This is a genomic window from Streptomyces sp. JW3 (assembly GCF_052216785.1).
GTDB lineage: Bacteria > Actinomycetota > Actinomycetes > Streptomycetales > Streptomycetaceae > Streptomyces.
Genome location: NZ_JBQOUX010000097.1, coordinates 1 through 15,614, shown reverse-complemented (window position 1 = coordinate 15,614; position 15,614 = coordinate 1). Strand labels below are relative to the sequence as shown.

Here is a 15,614-nt window from a genome sequence, read left to right as displayed (position 1 = left end):
TGGCGAGATCGATAGCGCGGCCGATGACGCGACCGATGGCGCGACCGATGAGCGCTTACGCGTACGACTGCGACGTGCTGGTGATCGGCGGCGGGATCGTCGGCCTGTCGACGGCGTACGCGATCTCGCGCGCCGCGCCCGGCACCAGGGTCACGGTCCTGGAGAAGGAGCCGGGCCCGGCCCGCCACCAGACCGGCCGCAACAGCGGAGTGATCCACAGCGGTGTCTACTACCGCCCCGGCTCGCTGAAGGCCCGGTTCGCGGTGCGCGGCGCCGCCGAGATGGTCAAGTTCTGCGCCGAGTACGGCATCGCGCACGCCGTCACCGGCAAGCTGATCGTCGCCACCGACCGCGCCGAGCTGCCCCGGCTGCACGCCTTGGTCCAGCGCGGCCGGGAGAACGGCATACCGGTACGGGAGCTGGGCCCGGCCCAGATCGCCGCGTACGAGCCGGAGGTGCGCGGCCTGGCCGCCATACACGTCGCCACCACCGGCACCTGTGACTACGTCGCCGTCGCCCGGCAGCTCGCCGAGGCGTCCGGCGCGGAGATCCGGTACGGCACCCAGGTACTGCGGGTGGACCGGCGCCCGGAGCTAGGCGTCGCGGTGCGCACCCGGGCCGGGGACGTGGTCCGCGGCCGGGTGCTGGTCAACTGCGCCGGGCTGCACTGCGACGCGATCGCCCGGCTGACCGGCGACGACCCGGGGATGCGGATCGTCCCGTTCCGCGGCGAGTACTACGAGCTGGCCCGCCCGGAGCTGGTGCGCGGCCTGGTCTATCCGGTGCCCGACCCGGCGTTCCCGTTCCTCGGCGTGCACCTCACCCGCTCCATCGACGGCAGCGTCCACCTCGGCCCCAACGCGGTGCCGGCGCTGGCCCGCGAGGGGTACGGCTGGGGCACGGTCCGGCCGGCCGAGCTGGCCGCCACCCTGGCCTGGCCGGGCTCCTGGCACATAGCCCGCAGACACTGGCGCCACGGCGCGGGGGAGCTGCGCCGGTCGCTGTCGAAGGCGGCGTTCACCACGGCGGTGCGGCGGCTGCTGCCCGCGGTGACGGAGGACGACCTGGTGCCGGCGCCGGCCGGGGTCCGGGCCCAGGCGGTGCTGCGGGACGGCACCCTGGCCGACGACTTCCTGATCCGGGAGACACCGCGCGCGGTGCACGTGCTGAACGCGCCGTCCCCGGCCGCCACCGCCGCGCTGCCCATCGGCCGCGAGGTCGCCCACCGGGCCCTCACGGCGCTCGGGCCCACCTGACCCGCCCGGACCGACCTCCCCCCGGCGGGACCGACCCGACTTGTTGGGAACGCCCCCCTCCCCGCCCCGGTCGCTTCAGGCAGGGTCGCCCCCGCCCCGTCCGCCGCCGCCCGACCCTCACCCCCGTAAAATCGGTCCCACTGTGTCTGAATCGCACCCCACCCCCGCAGCTCCCCGGCCGCCCCGCCGCAAGGGCGAGCCCCGTTTCCCGGACGGTCCCCGGGCCGATCCCGCCGGTGACCACTTCGAGCGGCGGATCCGCAGCTTCCAGCCCCGCCGCAGCCGGGTCACCGCCGGGCAGGCGGACGCCCTCCAGCGGCTGTGGCCCGGCTGGGGACTGGACATCGACGGGCAGCGGGTGCTGGACCTCGCCGAGCTGTTCGGCGACGACCGCCCGGTGGTCCTGGAGGTCGGCTTCGGCATGGGCGAGGCCACCGCCGAGATGGCCGCCGCCGACCCGGGCACCAACGTGCTCGCCGTCGACGTGCACACCCCCGGCCAGGGCCACCTGCTGGCGCTGGCCGAGCAGAAGGGGCTGACCAACGTCCGGGTGGCCAACGGCGACGCGGTCATCCTGCTGCGCGAGATGATCGCCCCGGACGCCCTGTCCGGGCTGCGCGTCTACTTCCCCGACCCGTGGCCCAAGAAGCGGCACCACAAGCGGCGGCTGATCCAGCCGGAGTTCCTGGACCTGGCCGCGGCCCGGCTCAGACCCGGCGCGGTGCTGCACTGCGCCACCGACTGGGAGCCGTACGCGCAGTGGATGCTGGAGGTGCTCACGGAGCACCCGGCGTTCGAGAACACCGCGCCCGGCGGCGGTTTCGCGCCCCGTCCCGCGCACCGTCCGCTGACCCGTTTCGAGGGCCAGGGACTGGACAAGGGACATGTGGTGAACGACCTGCTCTTCCGCCGCGTACCGCACCAGGTGCAGCATCGGCACCAGCACCAGGACCAGCCCCCCACCGGCGCCTGAAGCCCGGGCGGCGCCCCCGTCTCGTCAGGATCGATGCCGTGGCCACCAGTACCCCGCCCCCACCGGCCCCGCCCTCCTCCGATGCGCTCCGCTGGTGGCAGCGGAGCCGGGTGCGCCGCGGCGCCCTGACCGCCCTGCTCGCGCTCTGCGGTCTGGTCATCCTGGCCCTGGTGCGCGAACAGACCGGCACCGAGGGCTTCCTGGTCGGTCTCGGCCTCGCCGTGCTGCCCGTACCGCTGCTGCTCGGCGCCTTCCGCTGGCTGGACCGGGTGGCCCCCGGCCCCTGGCGCAACCAGATGTTCTGCTTCGCCTGGGGTGCCTGTGCGGCGGCGCTGATCGCCATCGTCGCCAACAGTTTCGCGACCCGCTGGATAGCGACGGCCACCGCCGACCCGGCCGGCGCGGACACCTGGGGCAGCACGGTGATAGCCCCGGTGGTGGAGGAGTCCGCGAAGGCCGCCGCCGTGCTGCTGGTCTTCCTCTTCCGCAGACGGGACTTCACCGGCCTGCTGCACGGCCTGGTGCTCGCCGGCGTCACCGCCACCGGCTTCGCGTTCACCGAGAACATCCTCTACCTGGGCAACGCGTTCGGCACCGACCGGCTCACCGGCGACAGCGGCATCGCCTCCGTCACCGCGGCGACGTTCTTCGTCCGGATCGTCATGTCGCCGTTCGCGCACCCGCTGTTCACGGTGCTCACCGGCCTCGGCTTCGGCCTCGCGGCGCTGCGCGGCGAGGACCGCCGGGCCCGGCGCGTTCTGTTCCCGCTGTCCGGTCTGCTGCTCGCGATGGGCACACACGCGCTGTGGAACGGCTCCTCGGCGCTCGGCGAGTACGGCTTCTTCGCCGTGTACGCGGCGTTCATGGTCCCGGTGTTCGGCCTGCTGACCTGGCTGGCCGTCTGGTCCCGGCACCGTGAACTGGCCACCGTGCGCGCCGAGCTGCCCATCTACGCGGCGGCCGGCTGGCTGGCCCCGGCGGAGCCGTACGCGCTCGGCTCGATGCGGGCCCGGCGCCTGGCCCGCGCCCACGCCCGCCGGCACGCCGGGAAGGCTGCGGCCCGGACGGTGGCGGAGTACCAGGCGTCCGCTACCGAACTGGCGTTCCTGCGGCACCGGGCGCACCGCGGCCGGGCGGGCGCCGACTTCGCGGTACGGGAGCGGGAGCTGCTGCACGAGCTGTGGCGCCGCCGGGAGACGGCCCGCCCGGCACTGGACCACGCGGCCCGGACCACGGCGCCGCCGGTCCCGGTGGCGCTGCCCTGGCCCCCGTACCAGCCGTACCAGCCCCACCCGGCCCTCCACCCGCACCGTCCGTGAACCGGCAGCCCTGACGTCGGGGGGTTGCCGTCAGGACCACCGGAGTCCGCGACCACCGGAGTCCGCGACCGCGCCCGGCGGTCAGCGGCCAGGCGGCCGGCGATCAGGGATTGAGCCCCTTGCTCTGGAGCCAGGCCATCGGGTCGATGCCGGAGGCGGCGCCGTCCGGGTGGACCTCGAGGTGGAGGTGGGCGCCGGTGACGTTGCCGGTGGCGCCGACCCGGCCGATGACGTCACCCGTGTTGACCTGCTGGCCGACGCTGACGCTGATCGAGGACTGGTGGCAGAACCACAGCTCGGTGCCGTCGTCGAGGGTGAGGATCGTGCGGTAGCCGTAGGAACCGGCCCAGCCCGCCTCGGTGATGGTGCCGGTGTGCACGGCCTTGATGAGGGTACCGGTGGGAGCGGCGAAGTCGAGGCCGGTGTGGTAGCCGGAGGACCAGTAGGCGCCGGCCTGCCCGAAGGTGGAGGTGATGGTGTACGAGGAGGTGGGCAGCGCGTACTGCTTGGCCAGCTCGGCGAGCCGTTCCGCCTCGGCCTTCTTCTTGGCCGCCTCCTCCGCCTTCTTCTTGGCGGCGGCGGCCTTGGCCTCGGCTTCCTTCTCGGCCTCGGCGGCGGCCGCGGCGGCCTTCTTCTCGGCGGCCGCGGCGGCCTCTTCGGCGGCCTTCGTCTCGACCTGGTTCTGCTGCTGCTCGGCCTGCGCCATGATCCGGCCGACCAGCGCCTGGCCGGCGGTGGCGCTCTGCTCGGTGTCGTCCTCGGTGGCGACGGAGACGATGCTGCTGAGCGGCGTGGCCGAGCCCTCGTCCGCCTGCTCCTCGTCGTCCGAGATGATCGAGCCGACGGACGGCAGATCGGGCATGGAGATCGACACCGGCGGCTTGCCGGTCTGCGCGCTGGCCATGCCGCCGGCGCCGACGGCGGCTATGACACCGACGCCGAGGACGGTGGAGCTGCGGGCCAGTCCGCCGCGCTGCTTGGCGACCCGGTGCTTGCCGCGCACCGGACGGACGGTGTCCGCGGTGGGGTTCCACTCCTCGAACGGGCCCTCGTCGGGGCGGAAGGCGCCGTAGCCGAAGGTTTCGGGGCCGGGCTGGTTCGGCGTGAGCGGGGCCTCGGGGGCAGGCCGGTTGGACGCCACGTGGGCGTGCTCCTTTCCTTCCGTCTCCGCCTACCGGGTTAGCTGACGGGTTCGGAGCGGGAAGGTCTCCTACGCGCGTATACGAGCCGTGTCTCCACGACCGTTTACGCCCGATTCACCCCAAGGTGGTGGTTCCCCGGTTCCCTTACGGGATTCGGCGCGTGCGCACGGAGCCGCCTTCTGTGACGGCTGGGACGACCGCGCTGCGTTATCGAACGTTAATAGAAGCGGGCCACTCTTTCCAAGCCGTTCCTCTTGATCATTAAGCTTTCCACCCGGAACCAAGGCCGCACGACCGGCCAAAACGGGGCGAGTTGACCGCCCCTCAGTGCCCATCTCCACCACCCCGCGCCCGGTTTTAAACCTGACGGTATATCAGTTGTTATGCGGAGGGGGATCGCGCTGTCACCGTTCGTGACCGCCGTGCCCCGGCCGGCGTACGGCGAGCAGGGCCATGTCGTCCGCCATGCCGCCCCCGGAGTGCCGCCGCACGTCCGCGGCGAGGACGTCCAGCAGGTCCCCGGGGCGCCGGAAGCGCCGGCCGCCGAGCCGCGCGAGGGGATCGTAGAACTCGCCCCGGGCGTCCCGTGCCTCGGTCACGCCGTCGGTGTACAGCAGCAGGGTGGCGCCGCCGGGGAACGGGGTCTCCTCCGCGCGGTCCGGCCATACGCCCAGCTCGCCCATGCCGAGCGGCAGCGCCGCGTCCCGGCTGCTCAGGGTGCGCAGGCTGCCGTCGGCGTAGCAGAGCAGGGGCGGTGGATGGCCCCGGTTGACGACGCGGACCACCCCGTCGCCATGCGGGAGTTCGACGAGGACGGCGGTGGTGAACCCCTCGAAGGCGTCCAGCCCCTCGCGCCGGGTGCCCTCCCGGGCCAGCGCCCGCTCCAGCCGCTGGGCCACCGCCTCCAGCGTCGACTCCTGCTCGGCGGCCTCCCGGAACGCCCCGATCACCACGGCGACGGCCGCGACCGCGCCCATGCCCTTCCCCCGTACGTCCCCGACGATCATCCGTACGCCGCGCGGGCTGTCCTGCACCGCGTACAGGTCGCCGCCGATGAAGGCGTCCGCCTGCGCCGCCTCGTAGCAGGCGGCGATCTCGAAGCCGCCGAGCCGTTCGGCGGGCTCGGGCAGTACGGCGCGCTGGGCCGCCTCGGCGATCTCGCGGGCGCTGGCGAGCCGTTCGTCGTTGCGGCGGACCAGCGAGTTGACGAAGACGGCGAGCACCGCGACCACGGCGATGGTGACCAGCTCGGTGATGGAGTCGACCTCGTGCGCGACGCCGAGGCCGACCTGGAGCCCTATGACGACGGCCACGGTGACCGCCCCGGTGAGCACGGTGCCACGCCGCGAGTAGAGCGGGGCGGCGGTCAGCGGCGCGGCGGTGTACAGGGGGCCCGCGGTGAAGTACCGGGGGGTGAGCAGGTCGTAGATGGCGCCGACGGCGATCAGCAGGACGGGCAGCAGGCGTACCAGGGTCGTCCGGCCGCCGCGCCGGAACCTGCGGCGCCGACGGCCGCCGGCGGGCGGTACGGGCACCGGGGCGTCGCCGAGGCCCGGGTCGGGCACCGGGTCGCCGGGCAGCCGGCCGCCGGCCCTGGCGTACGGTCCCTCGTCCACGTCACCAGGCCGCACCGCTCGCCTCCCACCACCGCCTCGGCTTCCCGTCCCGCCCGTCCAGGGTTCCGGGCGCGGGGGCGGGCGGCGAGCGGTGGGGGGCCGTACGGATGACAACCGATGGCGGAGTCCGAACGCACCGATGGCCGGGACCCTCGAAAGGGACCCGGCCATCGGCCTTGAGTAGCGGGGACAGGATTTGAACCTGCGACCTCTGGGTTATGAGCCCAGCGAGCTACCGAGCTGCTCCACCCCGCGTCGGTGTGTCACCAGCATAGACCATGTTCGGGGCGGCCCGCACACACGTATCTCAGCGCCCGGGGTTCTCGGCGTGGGTGAGGGTCTCCCAGGAGACGAAGAGGTCGTCGGTGCCGGCCGGCCGGGTGCGGGCGGCCAGCTTGTGCGCGGCGGGCACGGCGACGCCGAGCCGGTTCTCCAGGTGGTTGAGGGCGACCTCCAGATCGGGCCCCAGGTTCTGTTCCACCTCGCCGCCGCACAGCCACTTCGGCGTCGTGTCCGCCTGCTGCTGCCGGGCGTGCAGCGCGAGGGTGGCCTTGAGCCGGTCCTTGACCTCGCCGTAGAGGTCGACACCCTGGTGCCAGGCGGTCTCGGCGATGTGCGCGGTGGCGGCGACCGAGTAGCCGACGTGCGCGAAGTTGCGGCAGGTCTCCTGGGTGACGCCGTCCTTGTACGTCTGCTGCTGGTGCCAGTACGCGACCAGCCGCTCGCGGGTGGCGATGCTGCTGCCGGCCGGGGTGAACGGCAGCTTGCCGTCCTTCTCCAGGTAGAAGTAGGCGGGGACGCGGTCCCGGAAGCGGCGCAGAGCGTGGTCGAAGGTCTTGTGGTCGTTCAGGAAGACGGCGGCGGAGATCGCGCCGTCGGTGGCGATCAGGTCCCAGTTGCCGTTGTGGTCGGGGACCGCCTCGGTCAGCCGGGGCAGGTGCGCGGTGCGCAGCATGCGCTCGAACCGCCGCACCCGGCCGTCCGGCCAGCCGGCGCCCGGGGTGTGCCGGACGAGCTCGGCGGCCCGCGCCCAGGTGGAGGCGGTCCACCCGGCCTGGAGCCCGGCGTTCGCCCCGGTGTGCTTCTTCAGCTTGCCGGACCAGGCGTCCATGATCTGCCGGGCCTTGACCGCGTGCTGCCGCTTGCCGGTCACCCCAAACAGCAGGGCCTGCGTGTACGCGGCGATGGCGTCCTCGCGCTCCTCCTCGCACCCCCGGCCGGCCTGCTCGCCGGCCGGGCAGTGGACGGTGGCGAACGGCCGCGCGGTGTGCCGGTACGACCCGTACGTGCTGTCCCGCATGGTCAGATACGCCTTGAGCCACGGCTGCCGCCCGGCGGTGGTGTTCTTGCGTACGGTGTCCAGCTGGGCCCGGCTGACCAGGACACCGGGGTGGGTGAACTCCGCGTCGGCGGGCAGCGCCCGCGCCATCGCCCGGCCGGACTCCTGCCCGCATCCGGCGGCGGCCCCCACGGCCAGCACCGCCGCCACCAGCGCCGCCGCCGCCCGTCTGCGTACCGCTGCCCTCATGCCCACCTCCGCGTCGTCGATCACTGGCAGCGTGCCCGCGGGGGGCGCGCGGCGCAGGACGGGTTGGGCCGATCGGCGGTGCGGGGTCAGTCGTCGGTCGCGGGGGCGAGTCGGTCACGGGGGCGAGTCGGCCGCAGGGGGCGAGTCGGCCGCAGGGAGGCGAGTCGGCCGCGGGGAGGCGAGTCGGCCGCAGGGAGGCGAGTCGGCCACAGGGGCGAGTCGGCCACAGGGGGCGAGTCGGCCGCGGGGGCGAGTCGGCCGCAGGGGGCGAGTCGGCCACAGGGAGGCGAGTCGGCCGCAGGGAGGCGAGTCGGTCGCAGGGGGCGAGTCGGCCGCAGGGGGCGAGTCGGCCGCAGGGAGGCGAGTCGGCCACAGGGGGCGAGTCGGCCGCAGGGAGGCGAGTCGGCCACAGGGGGCGAGTCGGCCGCAGGGAGGCGAGTCGGTCGCGGGGGTCAGTCGAGGAGGTGGCGGTTGGGCTCCTTGGCGCGCGCCTCGTACTCGGGCAGTACGAGCACAGCCGCCCCGGCCGCCGCCAGCACCCCGCTGCCGTCGGCGCCGGCGACGAACGTGTCGGGCTCCCGCCAGGCGGTGACCACCCGGCGGACCCCGGCGTCGAGGATGAGCCGGGCGCAGGGCGCGGGCCGGGAGGCGCGGCGGGCGCACGGCTCCAGGCTGCTGTAGACGGTGGCGCCGGGCAGCCTCGGGTCGGCGGCGTCGATCTTGGCGAGGGCGGCCTCCTCGGCGTGCGCCACGGGATCGTCCCCCTCCCGTGAGTGGCCGCGGGCCAGTTCGATCCCGTCGGCGGCGACCACGACCGCGCCGACGCTGAACGCCGTGCGGGACGGCGGACACAGCGCCGCCAGCTCGCAGGCGAGCGCCAGCCAGTGCCGGTCGGCGGCGGACGCGTGGCTGCCGGTGCCGGGGGCGGTGGGCTCGTACCGCATGAGCACGACGTCCTCGATCCGCCGGGTCTCGACCAGCCGGAGCCGGCCGCGCTGGTAGTCGCCGGGGCCGAAGAGGCGGGGCGCGGCCGGGTCGCCGACGAGCAGCGGGGCGAGGACGAGGTGCAGTTCGTCCGCGAGCCCGGCCCGCAACAGCTGGCTGTGGACGCTCCCGCCGCCCTCGACCATGAGCCGCCGCACACCGCACTGGCCGTACAGGTGTTCCAGTACGGCGGGCCAGCGCAGGTCGGCGCCGAGCGGGACGACGTCGGCGGCGATCCCTCGGCCCCGGGCCCGCTCGGCCCCCCGCTCCGTCGTGTACAGCACCTTCTCCCCTCCGGTGTGCCAGAAGGCGGCGGCCGGGTCGAGGTCGCCGGAGCCGCTGACGGTGACCTTCAGCGGGTACCGCGGCTTTCCGGCCGCCGTCCTCGCGGCGCGCCGCTCGGGCGAGTTGACCAGCAGCCGGGGGTTGTCGGCGCGGATCGTGCCGGCGCCGACGAGGATCGCGTCGGCGGACGCCCGTACCGCGTCGACCCGGTCGAAGTCAGCCGGGGAGGAGAGCAGGAGCCGCTCGGGGCCGGTGTCGTCCAGGTAGCCGTCGAGGGAGACGGCGGCGGAGAGGAGGACGTACGGGTGGGGCATGGGGTGACCCTTCGGCGGCTCGGCGGCTCGGCGGTCGGCACGACCGGCTCGGCTCCAGTCTGAAGCAGACCCGCGCTGAGCCGAGCCCCGCCAGTGCGGGATCGCCGTCCGCACTCGGCGACCGGTCCCCGTCCCTGCCCCCCGTTCCAGGATGCCGGCGTCTGTCCAGGTCAGCGACCGTTCCAGCGTTCCAGCGTCCCGGAGTGGCCGGGATCCGTGGCGGCCGGGACGGAGCACGGCACAAGCTGCGGTCAGTCGGCAGCCCGCCGGCCACCACACACCGACATCCGGAGTTCCCGATGCTGCGTTCGCGTCTCACCACCCGTGCCGCCCGCCTCGCCCTGGCCACCGTCGCGGCGGCGGCGGCCCTCACCGCCACGGCGACCACGACCGCCGGCGCCGCCAGCGCCCCGCGGGCCTGCACCACCGGCGACCTGACCTTCAAGGTCACCGCCCAGACCCAGGCGGGCGGCTACGACCTCGTCACCGCCAAGGCCAAGCGGGGCGTCACCTGCACGCTGGAGGGCGTCTACCCGTCGGCCTCCTACGGCTCGTCCGCCGACACGGAGGTGTCCCCCGCCGAGCAGGCCGTCTCCGCCGACATCGTCCTGTCCGGCACCAAGGCCGCGTACGCCGGCATCAGCCCCAAGACCACCAACAACGACTACGGCATCGAGTTCGACCGCATCCACCTCTCGGTCCTGGGCGACGAACTGAACGCCGTCACCCTCACCCTGCCCGACAGCGTCCTGGTCGACCGCCCGGTCGCCACCAACTGGCACGCGAAGGCGGCGGACGCGGTGCCGTTCGTCTGACGCGGCCGCGTATCCCGGTCCGGCACGCTCAGAGCCGCAGCAGCCGCTGGGTGATCTCCCGGTACTGCCGCAGCGCCAGGTGCAGTTCGGCGGACCGGGTCTCGGAGCCCGGGTCCTGGGCCGGTGCCTCGCCCGAGTCCTCGCCCGAGTCCTGGTCCGGGTCCTGGTCCCGGTCCCGGCCGGCGTCCGGGGCGTTCCAGCCCGCGCGGAGGGTGCGTCGCTGTTCGGCGAGGGCCTCCACGAGGTGGGCGGTGGCCTCGTCGAAAGCGGCCTCGGCTTCCTCCAGCGACTCGCGCGGAGTGTCGGGGAACGTGTTGACGGCCCGTCCGAGACGCCGGGCGATCCGGTCCCGCGCCTGAGCCGGGAGCAGCGGAGCCGGGCCCGGGGCGGACCGTGCCGGGGCCGCACCGCGAGGCTGGTCCGCCGACTGTCGAGCGCGATTCTGGTCGTACATCATGATGTGCCGCTTTCCCGAACACGCGCGTCTGAAAAACCTGGAGAGAGGAAAACTGGACAGAAAGGACAGAACCCCAGCTCATTCCTCGCTGAGCTGGGGTCTTCCTGGTAGGCCCTGTGGGACTCGAACCCACAACCAATGGATTAAAAGTCCACTGCTCTGCCAATTGAGCTAAGGGCCCAGGCGATGGTGCCGATGTTGCCACCCCGAGCATAGCCCCACGTGGCCGTGGCGCCGATCGGGTATCGGGGGCATCGCCGCGTCGTGTCAGGGATCGGACGGTTCGGGGGTGTTCGCGCGGGCCGCCAGGCGGGCCTTGGTGCGTGCGTGGTCCGGGTTGAGGAACCAGTGCCGGGCGGACGCGAGCCACCAGGTCGCCGCGAAACCGAGGACGGCCAGGACGGCGACCGGGGCGTAGTTGAAGGTCTCCCAGGTGACCGGGGAGACCTGGGGGAGCATGAAGAGGACCGTGATGATCACGACCCACGTCACCGCCGCCACCCCGATCGGCTGGGACCAGCGGCCCAGGTGCCACGGCCCGCGCTGGAAGGCGGCGCCCTTGCGCACCCGCAGCAGGGTCGGGACGACGTAGGCGATGTAGAGGCCGATGACGGCGATGGAGGTGACCGCCGCGTACGCGGTGGCGTTGATCAGGTAGGGCAGGCCGAGGACGAGGGCGCCGGCGGCGGCCAGCCAGACCGCCGCGACCGGGGTGCGGGTGCGGGGGCTGACGGTGTGCCAGACGCGGGAGAAGGGCAGCGCGCCGTCGCGGGAGAAGGCGTAGATCATGCGGCTGTTGGCGGTCACCGAGGCCATCCCGCAGAACAGCTGCGCGCCGATCACCACGAGGAGCAGGAGCTTGCCGGCGGTGGCGCCGAGCGCGTCCAGGAGGATCTGGGCGGGCGGGGCGCCGGTGGCGGAGGTCAGCGCGCCGTCGTAGGACTGGATGGCGAAGGTGAAGCCGAGCAGGAGGACGAAGCCCGCTATCCACGAGGTCCAGATGGAGCGGACGATGCCCTTCGGGCCGGCCGTCGCCGCGTCCCGGGTCTCCTCCGTCATGTGGGCGGAGGCGTCGTAGCCGGTGAAGGTGTACTGGGCCATCAGGAGGCCGAGGAGGACGACGTACGGGCCGCTGCCCCAGCCGGTGTTGTTGACGAACTCGCCGAACACGAAGGACGCCGACTGGTGGTGGTCGGGCGCGAAGGTGAGGGCGCCGACGATCACCGCGACGCCGACCACGTGCCACCACACGCTGACGCTGTTCAGCAGGCCGACGATGCGCACGCCGAAGGTGTTGAGCAGGCCGTGCAGGGCGAGGATCGCGGCGAAGAGGAGGACCGTGCGGCCGGGGGTGACCTCGAAGTCGAACTGGAGGTTCAGGTAGGCGCCCAGGAAGGACGCGGCGCCGAAGTCGATGCCCGCGGTCACCGCGACCTGGCCGAGCACGTTGAACCAGCCCGTGAACCAGGCCCAGGCGGCGGCCGTACGGGGCGGCGCCAGGCGGTGCGCCCAGAAGTACAGGCCCGCCGAGGTCGGGTACGCGGAGCAGATCTCGGCCATCGCGAGGCCGACCAGCAGGGTCATCAGGCCGACGGCCACCCAGCCCCAGGTGATCACCGCCGGGCCGCCGGTGTTCATGCCGAAGAGGTAGAGGGTCAGGCAGCCGGACAGGACCGAGATGATCGTGAAGGAGACCGCGTAGTTGGAGAACGCCGACATGCGGCGGGCCAGGACCTGGGTGTAGCCGAGCTGGGCCAGCCGTTCCTCGTCCGAGAGCGCACTCGGTCTCGCGTGATCTGTCATGTCCCCAGCGATTCCCACGCCGGGGACCTGACACACGTAACGACCCTCTGCACAGCGTCCGGGCGGAAAACGCCGTGGCCCCCACCGGTGTCGGTGGGGGCCACGGCGCTCATGCCGGGGGTGCGTCAGCTGTTGCGCTTCCAGCGCGGCTTGTCGTCGCGGCGGCCGAAGGAGGACGACGACGAACCGCGGTGGTCGTCACGGCGGCCGTAGGGACGGTCGTTGCCGCCCGAGCGGAAGCCGGGGCGGTCGCCCTGGCGGTCACGGTTGAACGGACGGTCGCTGCCGCGGTGGCCACCGCGGTCGTCGCGGCGGAAACCGCCACGGTCGGCGCCGTCCCGGCGCTCGAAGGAGCGTCCGCCGCGGTCGCCGTCCCGACGGTCGGTGCGGTCGTTCCGGTCGGTGCGGTCGTTCCGGTCGTCACGGCGGAAGCCGCCGCGGTCGCCGCCGTCCCGGCGGTCGAACGAACGCCCACCGCGGTCGTCGCGGCGGTCACCACGGTCGTCGCGGCGGAAGCCGCCACGGTCGCCGTCACGACGGTCGTTGCGGTCGTTCCGGTCGGCGCGGTCATCGCGACGGAAGCCACCACGGTCGCCGTCCCGGCGCTCGAACGAACGCCCACCGCGGTCGTCACGACGGTCACCACGGTCGTCACGGCGGAAACCGCCACGGTCACCGTCACGACGGTCGTTGCGGTCGTTCCGGTCGGCGCGGTCATCGCGACGGAAGCCACCACGGTCGCCGTCCCGGCGGTCGAACGAACGCCCACCGCGGTCGTCACGACGGTCACCACGGTCGTCACGGCGGAAACCGCCACGGTCGCCGCCCCGGTCGTCGCGCCGCTCACGCCGCTCGTACGGCGCCGGACCGGACTCGGCCCGCTCCGGACGGTCGGTCCGCTCGCTCCGCTCGATCCGCTCGACGTCCCGCGCCGCCGGCTGCTCCGGCAGCGTGACCTCGGTGGCCGCGCCGGTCCCGGTGGTGGCCGCCGCCTCGGCGATCGCCGCCGCGGGGTCCTCGCCGCGCTCCCGCGCGACCCGGGCGACCAGGCGGTCCGCCTCCTCGCGCAGTTCGTTCGCGCGCCGCTGCGCCCGCTCCAGCTCCTTGTTGAGCTGGGCGACCTCGCGCTCGGCCTGCTGGGCCGCGTTGCCGGCCGACTCCGCCTGCACCTCGGTCATCGACCGGGCGCCGGTGATCTCGGCCACCTCGGGGTCGAAGGCCGCGCCGCCCTGGATGATGTGCCGCCCGGCGTCGACGCCCGCGTCCTCCATCAGCCGGAAGATCTGGCGCCGCTGGTGCGGCAGGGAGAGGGAGACGACGGTGCCGGTGCGGCCCGCGCGGGCGGTACGGCCGGCCCGGTGCAGGTAGTCCTTGTGGTCGCCGGCCGGGTCCACGTTCAGGACCAGGTCGATGCCGTCGACGTGGATGCCGCGCGCGGCGACGTCGGTGGCGACCAGGCAGTTGACGTAGCCGTCCTTGAAGTCGGCCAGCGTCCGGGTACGGGCGCCCTGGGTCATGCCGCCGTGCAGCGCGTCGGCCTTCACCCCGGCGTCGCGCAGCTGCTCGGCGACGCGGTCGGCGCCGAGCTGGGTGCGGACGAAGATGATGGTGCGGCCCTTGCGGGAGGCGATGGCCGCGGTGACCGGCGCCTTGTCCTTGGGCTTCACGACCAGGATGTGGTGCGACATGGTCGTCACCGCGCCCTGCGCCGCGTCGACCTCGTGCAGCGCCGGGTCCTTCAGGTACCGGTCGACCAGGGTCTTGATCTCGTTCTCCATGGTCGCGGAGAACAGCATCCGCTGGCCGCCCGCCGGGACCTGGTCGAGCAGTTCGGTGACCTCGGGCAGGAAGCCCAGGTCGGACATCTGGTCGGCCTCGTCGAGAACGGCGATCCGCACGTTCTCCAGGGAGCAGGCGCCGCGGTTGATGATGTCGCGCAGCCGGCCCGGGGTGGCGACGAGGACGTCGACGCCGCGCTCCAGGGCGTAGATCTGGTTGCCCATGGAGGTGCCGCCGCAGACGACCTTCATCTTCAGGCCGAGGACGTCGCCGTACGGCTGGAGCGCGTCGGCGACCTGCATGGCCAGCTCACGGGTGGGGGTGAGGATGACTGCGCGCGGCTTGTGCTTCTCGGTGCGGCCGCCGGCCAGCGTGGCCAGGGTCGGCAGACCGAAGGAGAGGGTCTTGCCGGAACCGGTGCGGCCGCGGCCGAGGATGTCCTTGCCGGCCAGGGCGTCCGGGATGGTCGCGGCCTGGATCGGGAAGGGGGTGGTCACGCCGTTCTGCGCGAGCTTGCGCACGATGCCCTCGGGCAGACCGAGGTCCGCGAAGGTGGGGCCGGAGGGCTCGGGGGCGACCGCCACGGCCTTCTCCACCGTCTCCGCGACCTCGACGGCCTCTGCGACCCCCGCGGCCTTTACGGTCTCCGCGGCGGGGGTGGTGTCTTCGACGCTCTCGGTGTTCTCGGTGCTCTCGGGCACGACGACGTGATCAGTACTGGCGATGGACATGCGAATGCGAAACCTTCCGGAGTCTTTCTTCGGCACGCGCCCGTCAACTCCGTGATTCGCGATTCGCAATACGACCGCCTCTATGCGGTCCACCACGGCAAGGGAGAGAGTACGCGCCACACGGCGCGCTCTGCGTTGGCGCCGGGCAAATGGGATCAAACGATCTACCACCATACGCACCCCCCACCCCCAAAGGCAAATCGAGCCCGGCACCCCGCGCTGACCAGCCCTTTCACCACCGCTCAGGCCGGTACTCCGGCCCGCGGCGCCGGCTCCCGCTGCTCCAGCTGCGGCCCCGGCGGCTCGTGCGCCGACGACGACGGCTCGGCCACCGTCGGTTCCGGCGTCGGAGAGGCGGGCGGCTCGCCGGGCGGCGTCGGCTCGGGCTCGGCACTGCGGGTGGGCTCCGGGTCGGCGGGCCGCGGCGGCGTCGGCCCGCCCGGCTCGTCCCGCGTCGGGGCGGACCCGGCGCCCGGCTCGGCGGTCTCGTCCGAGGCGTCCGCGCCCTTCCCCTTGTCCTTGCCCTTCCCGCCCGCGCGCCCGTCCTTCTCGCCGCCCTTGCCGCCGTCCGCGCCGTGCCCGGACCGGCCGTCGGCCGCCGCCGCACCGGGG

At 73.7% G+C, this 15,614-nt stretch carries 11 protein-coding genes, 2 tRNA genes, 1 pseudogene and 1 riboswitch; of the genes and pseudogenes, 4 read left to right on the top strand and 10 right to left on the bottom strand.

Translation table 11 applies throughout. The features are described from left to right. Positions 1–47: 47 nt before the first annotated feature. From lhgO to ACTT8P_RS29800, 3 genes are all read left to right on the top strand, one after another. Positions 48–1,256 carry an L-2-hydroxyglutarate oxidase gene (lhgO, locus tag ACTT8P_RS29810; protein WP_442834878.1) on the top strand — a complete coding sequence of 403 codons (1,209 nt, stop codon included), beginning with the start codon at positions 48–50 and terminating at the stop codon, positions 1,254–1,256. Positions 1,257–1,398: 142 nt separating this feature from the next. Further along, entirely contained in the window at positions 1,399–2,229 is an 831-nt protein-coding gene (gene trmB, locus ACTT8P_RS29805) for a tRNA (guanosine(46)-N7)-methyltransferase TrmB (protein WP_442834877.1), read from the top strand. A 38-nt stretch (positions 2,230–2,267) separates the two neighbouring features. Then, positions 2,268–3,548 carry a PrsW family intramembrane metalloprotease gene (locus ACTT8P_RS29800; protein ID WP_442834876.1) on the top strand — a complete coding sequence of 427 codons (1,281 nt, stop codon included), beginning with the start codon at positions 2,268–2,270 and terminating at the stop codon, positions 3,546–3,548. A 103-nt stretch (positions 3,549–3,651) separates the two neighbouring features. Here ACTT8P_RS29800 and ACTT8P_RS29795 read toward each other — a convergent pair whose 3' ends face one another. The 5 genes from ACTT8P_RS29795 to ACTT8P_RS29775 all read right to left on the bottom strand — a co-directional run bounded on the left by ACTT8P_RS29795 (position 3,652) and on the right by ACTT8P_RS29775 (position 9,417). Then, a complete protein-coding gene (locus ACTT8P_RS29795; protein WP_442834875.1) occupies positions 3,652–4,689 on the bottom strand; it encodes a M23 family metallopeptidase in 1,038 nt (345 codons plus the stop codon). Positions 4,690–4,701: 12 nt separating this feature from the next. After that, positions 4,702–4,859, bottom strand: a riboswitch (cyclic di-AMP (ydaO/yuaA leader). Positions 4,860–5,094: 235 nt separating this feature from the next. After that, positions 5,095–6,321, bottom strand: a complete 1,227-nt coding sequence (locus tag ACTT8P_RS29790; RefSeq protein ID WP_442834874.1) for a PP2C family protein-serine/threonine phosphatase — start codon at positions 6,319–6,321, stop codon at positions 5,095–5,097. A gap of 166 nt (positions 6,322–6,487) precedes the next feature. Next, positions 6,488–6,561, bottom strand: a tRNA-Met gene (locus ACTT8P_RS29785). Positions 6,562–6,613: 52 nt separating this feature from the next. Next, on the bottom strand, positions 6,614–7,834 hold the full coding sequence (locus ACTT8P_RS29780; protein ID WP_442834873.1) for an alginate lyase family protein: 1,221 nt from the start codon (positions 7,832–7,834) through the stop codon (positions 6,614–6,616). A 452-nt stretch (positions 7,835–8,286) separates the two neighbouring features. Next, positions 8,287–9,417: a dihydrofolate reductase family protein gene (locus ACTT8P_RS29775; protein ID WP_442834872.1), complete on the bottom strand. Its 1,131-nt coding sequence runs from the start codon at positions 9,415–9,417 to the stop codon at positions 8,287–8,289. A gap of 299 nt (positions 9,418–9,716) precedes the next feature. Here ACTT8P_RS29775 and ACTT8P_RS29770 point away from each other — a divergent pair, with 299 nt between their 5' ends. Beyond that, positions 9,717–10,232, top strand: a complete 516-nt coding sequence (locus ACTT8P_RS29770; protein ID WP_442834871.1) for a hypothetical protein — start codon at positions 9,717–9,719, stop codon at positions 10,230–10,232. A 28-nt stretch (positions 10,233–10,260) separates the two neighbouring features. Here ACTT8P_RS29770 and ACTT8P_RS29765 read toward each other — a convergent pair whose 3' ends face one another. The 5 genes and pseudogenes from ACTT8P_RS29765 to ACTT8P_RS29745 form a co-directional block, all read right to left on the bottom strand. Continuing rightward, entirely contained in the window at positions 10,261–10,689 is a 429-nt protein-coding gene (locus ACTT8P_RS29765) for a hypothetical protein (RefSeq protein ID WP_442834870.1), read from the bottom strand. Between the two features lie 105 nt (positions 10,690–10,794). Then, positions 10,795–10,870 (bottom strand) — tRNA-Lys (locus tag ACTT8P_RS29760). 86 nt (positions 10,871–10,956) lie between these two features. After that, positions 10,957–12,492: an amino acid permease gene (locus ACTT8P_RS29755; protein WP_442834869.1), complete on the bottom strand. Its 1,536-nt coding sequence runs from the start codon at positions 12,490–12,492 to the stop codon at positions 10,957–10,959. A 125-nt stretch (positions 12,493–12,617) separates the two neighbouring features. After that, entirely contained in the window at positions 12,618–15,002 is a 2,385-nt protein-coding gene (locus ACTT8P_RS29750) for a DEAD/DEAH box helicase (RefSeq protein ID WP_442834868.1), read from the bottom strand. A gap of 242 nt (positions 15,003–15,244) precedes the next feature. Then, positions 15,245–15,614, bottom strand: a pseudogene (locus ACTT8P_RS29745) (hypothetical protein); the annotation flags it as partial.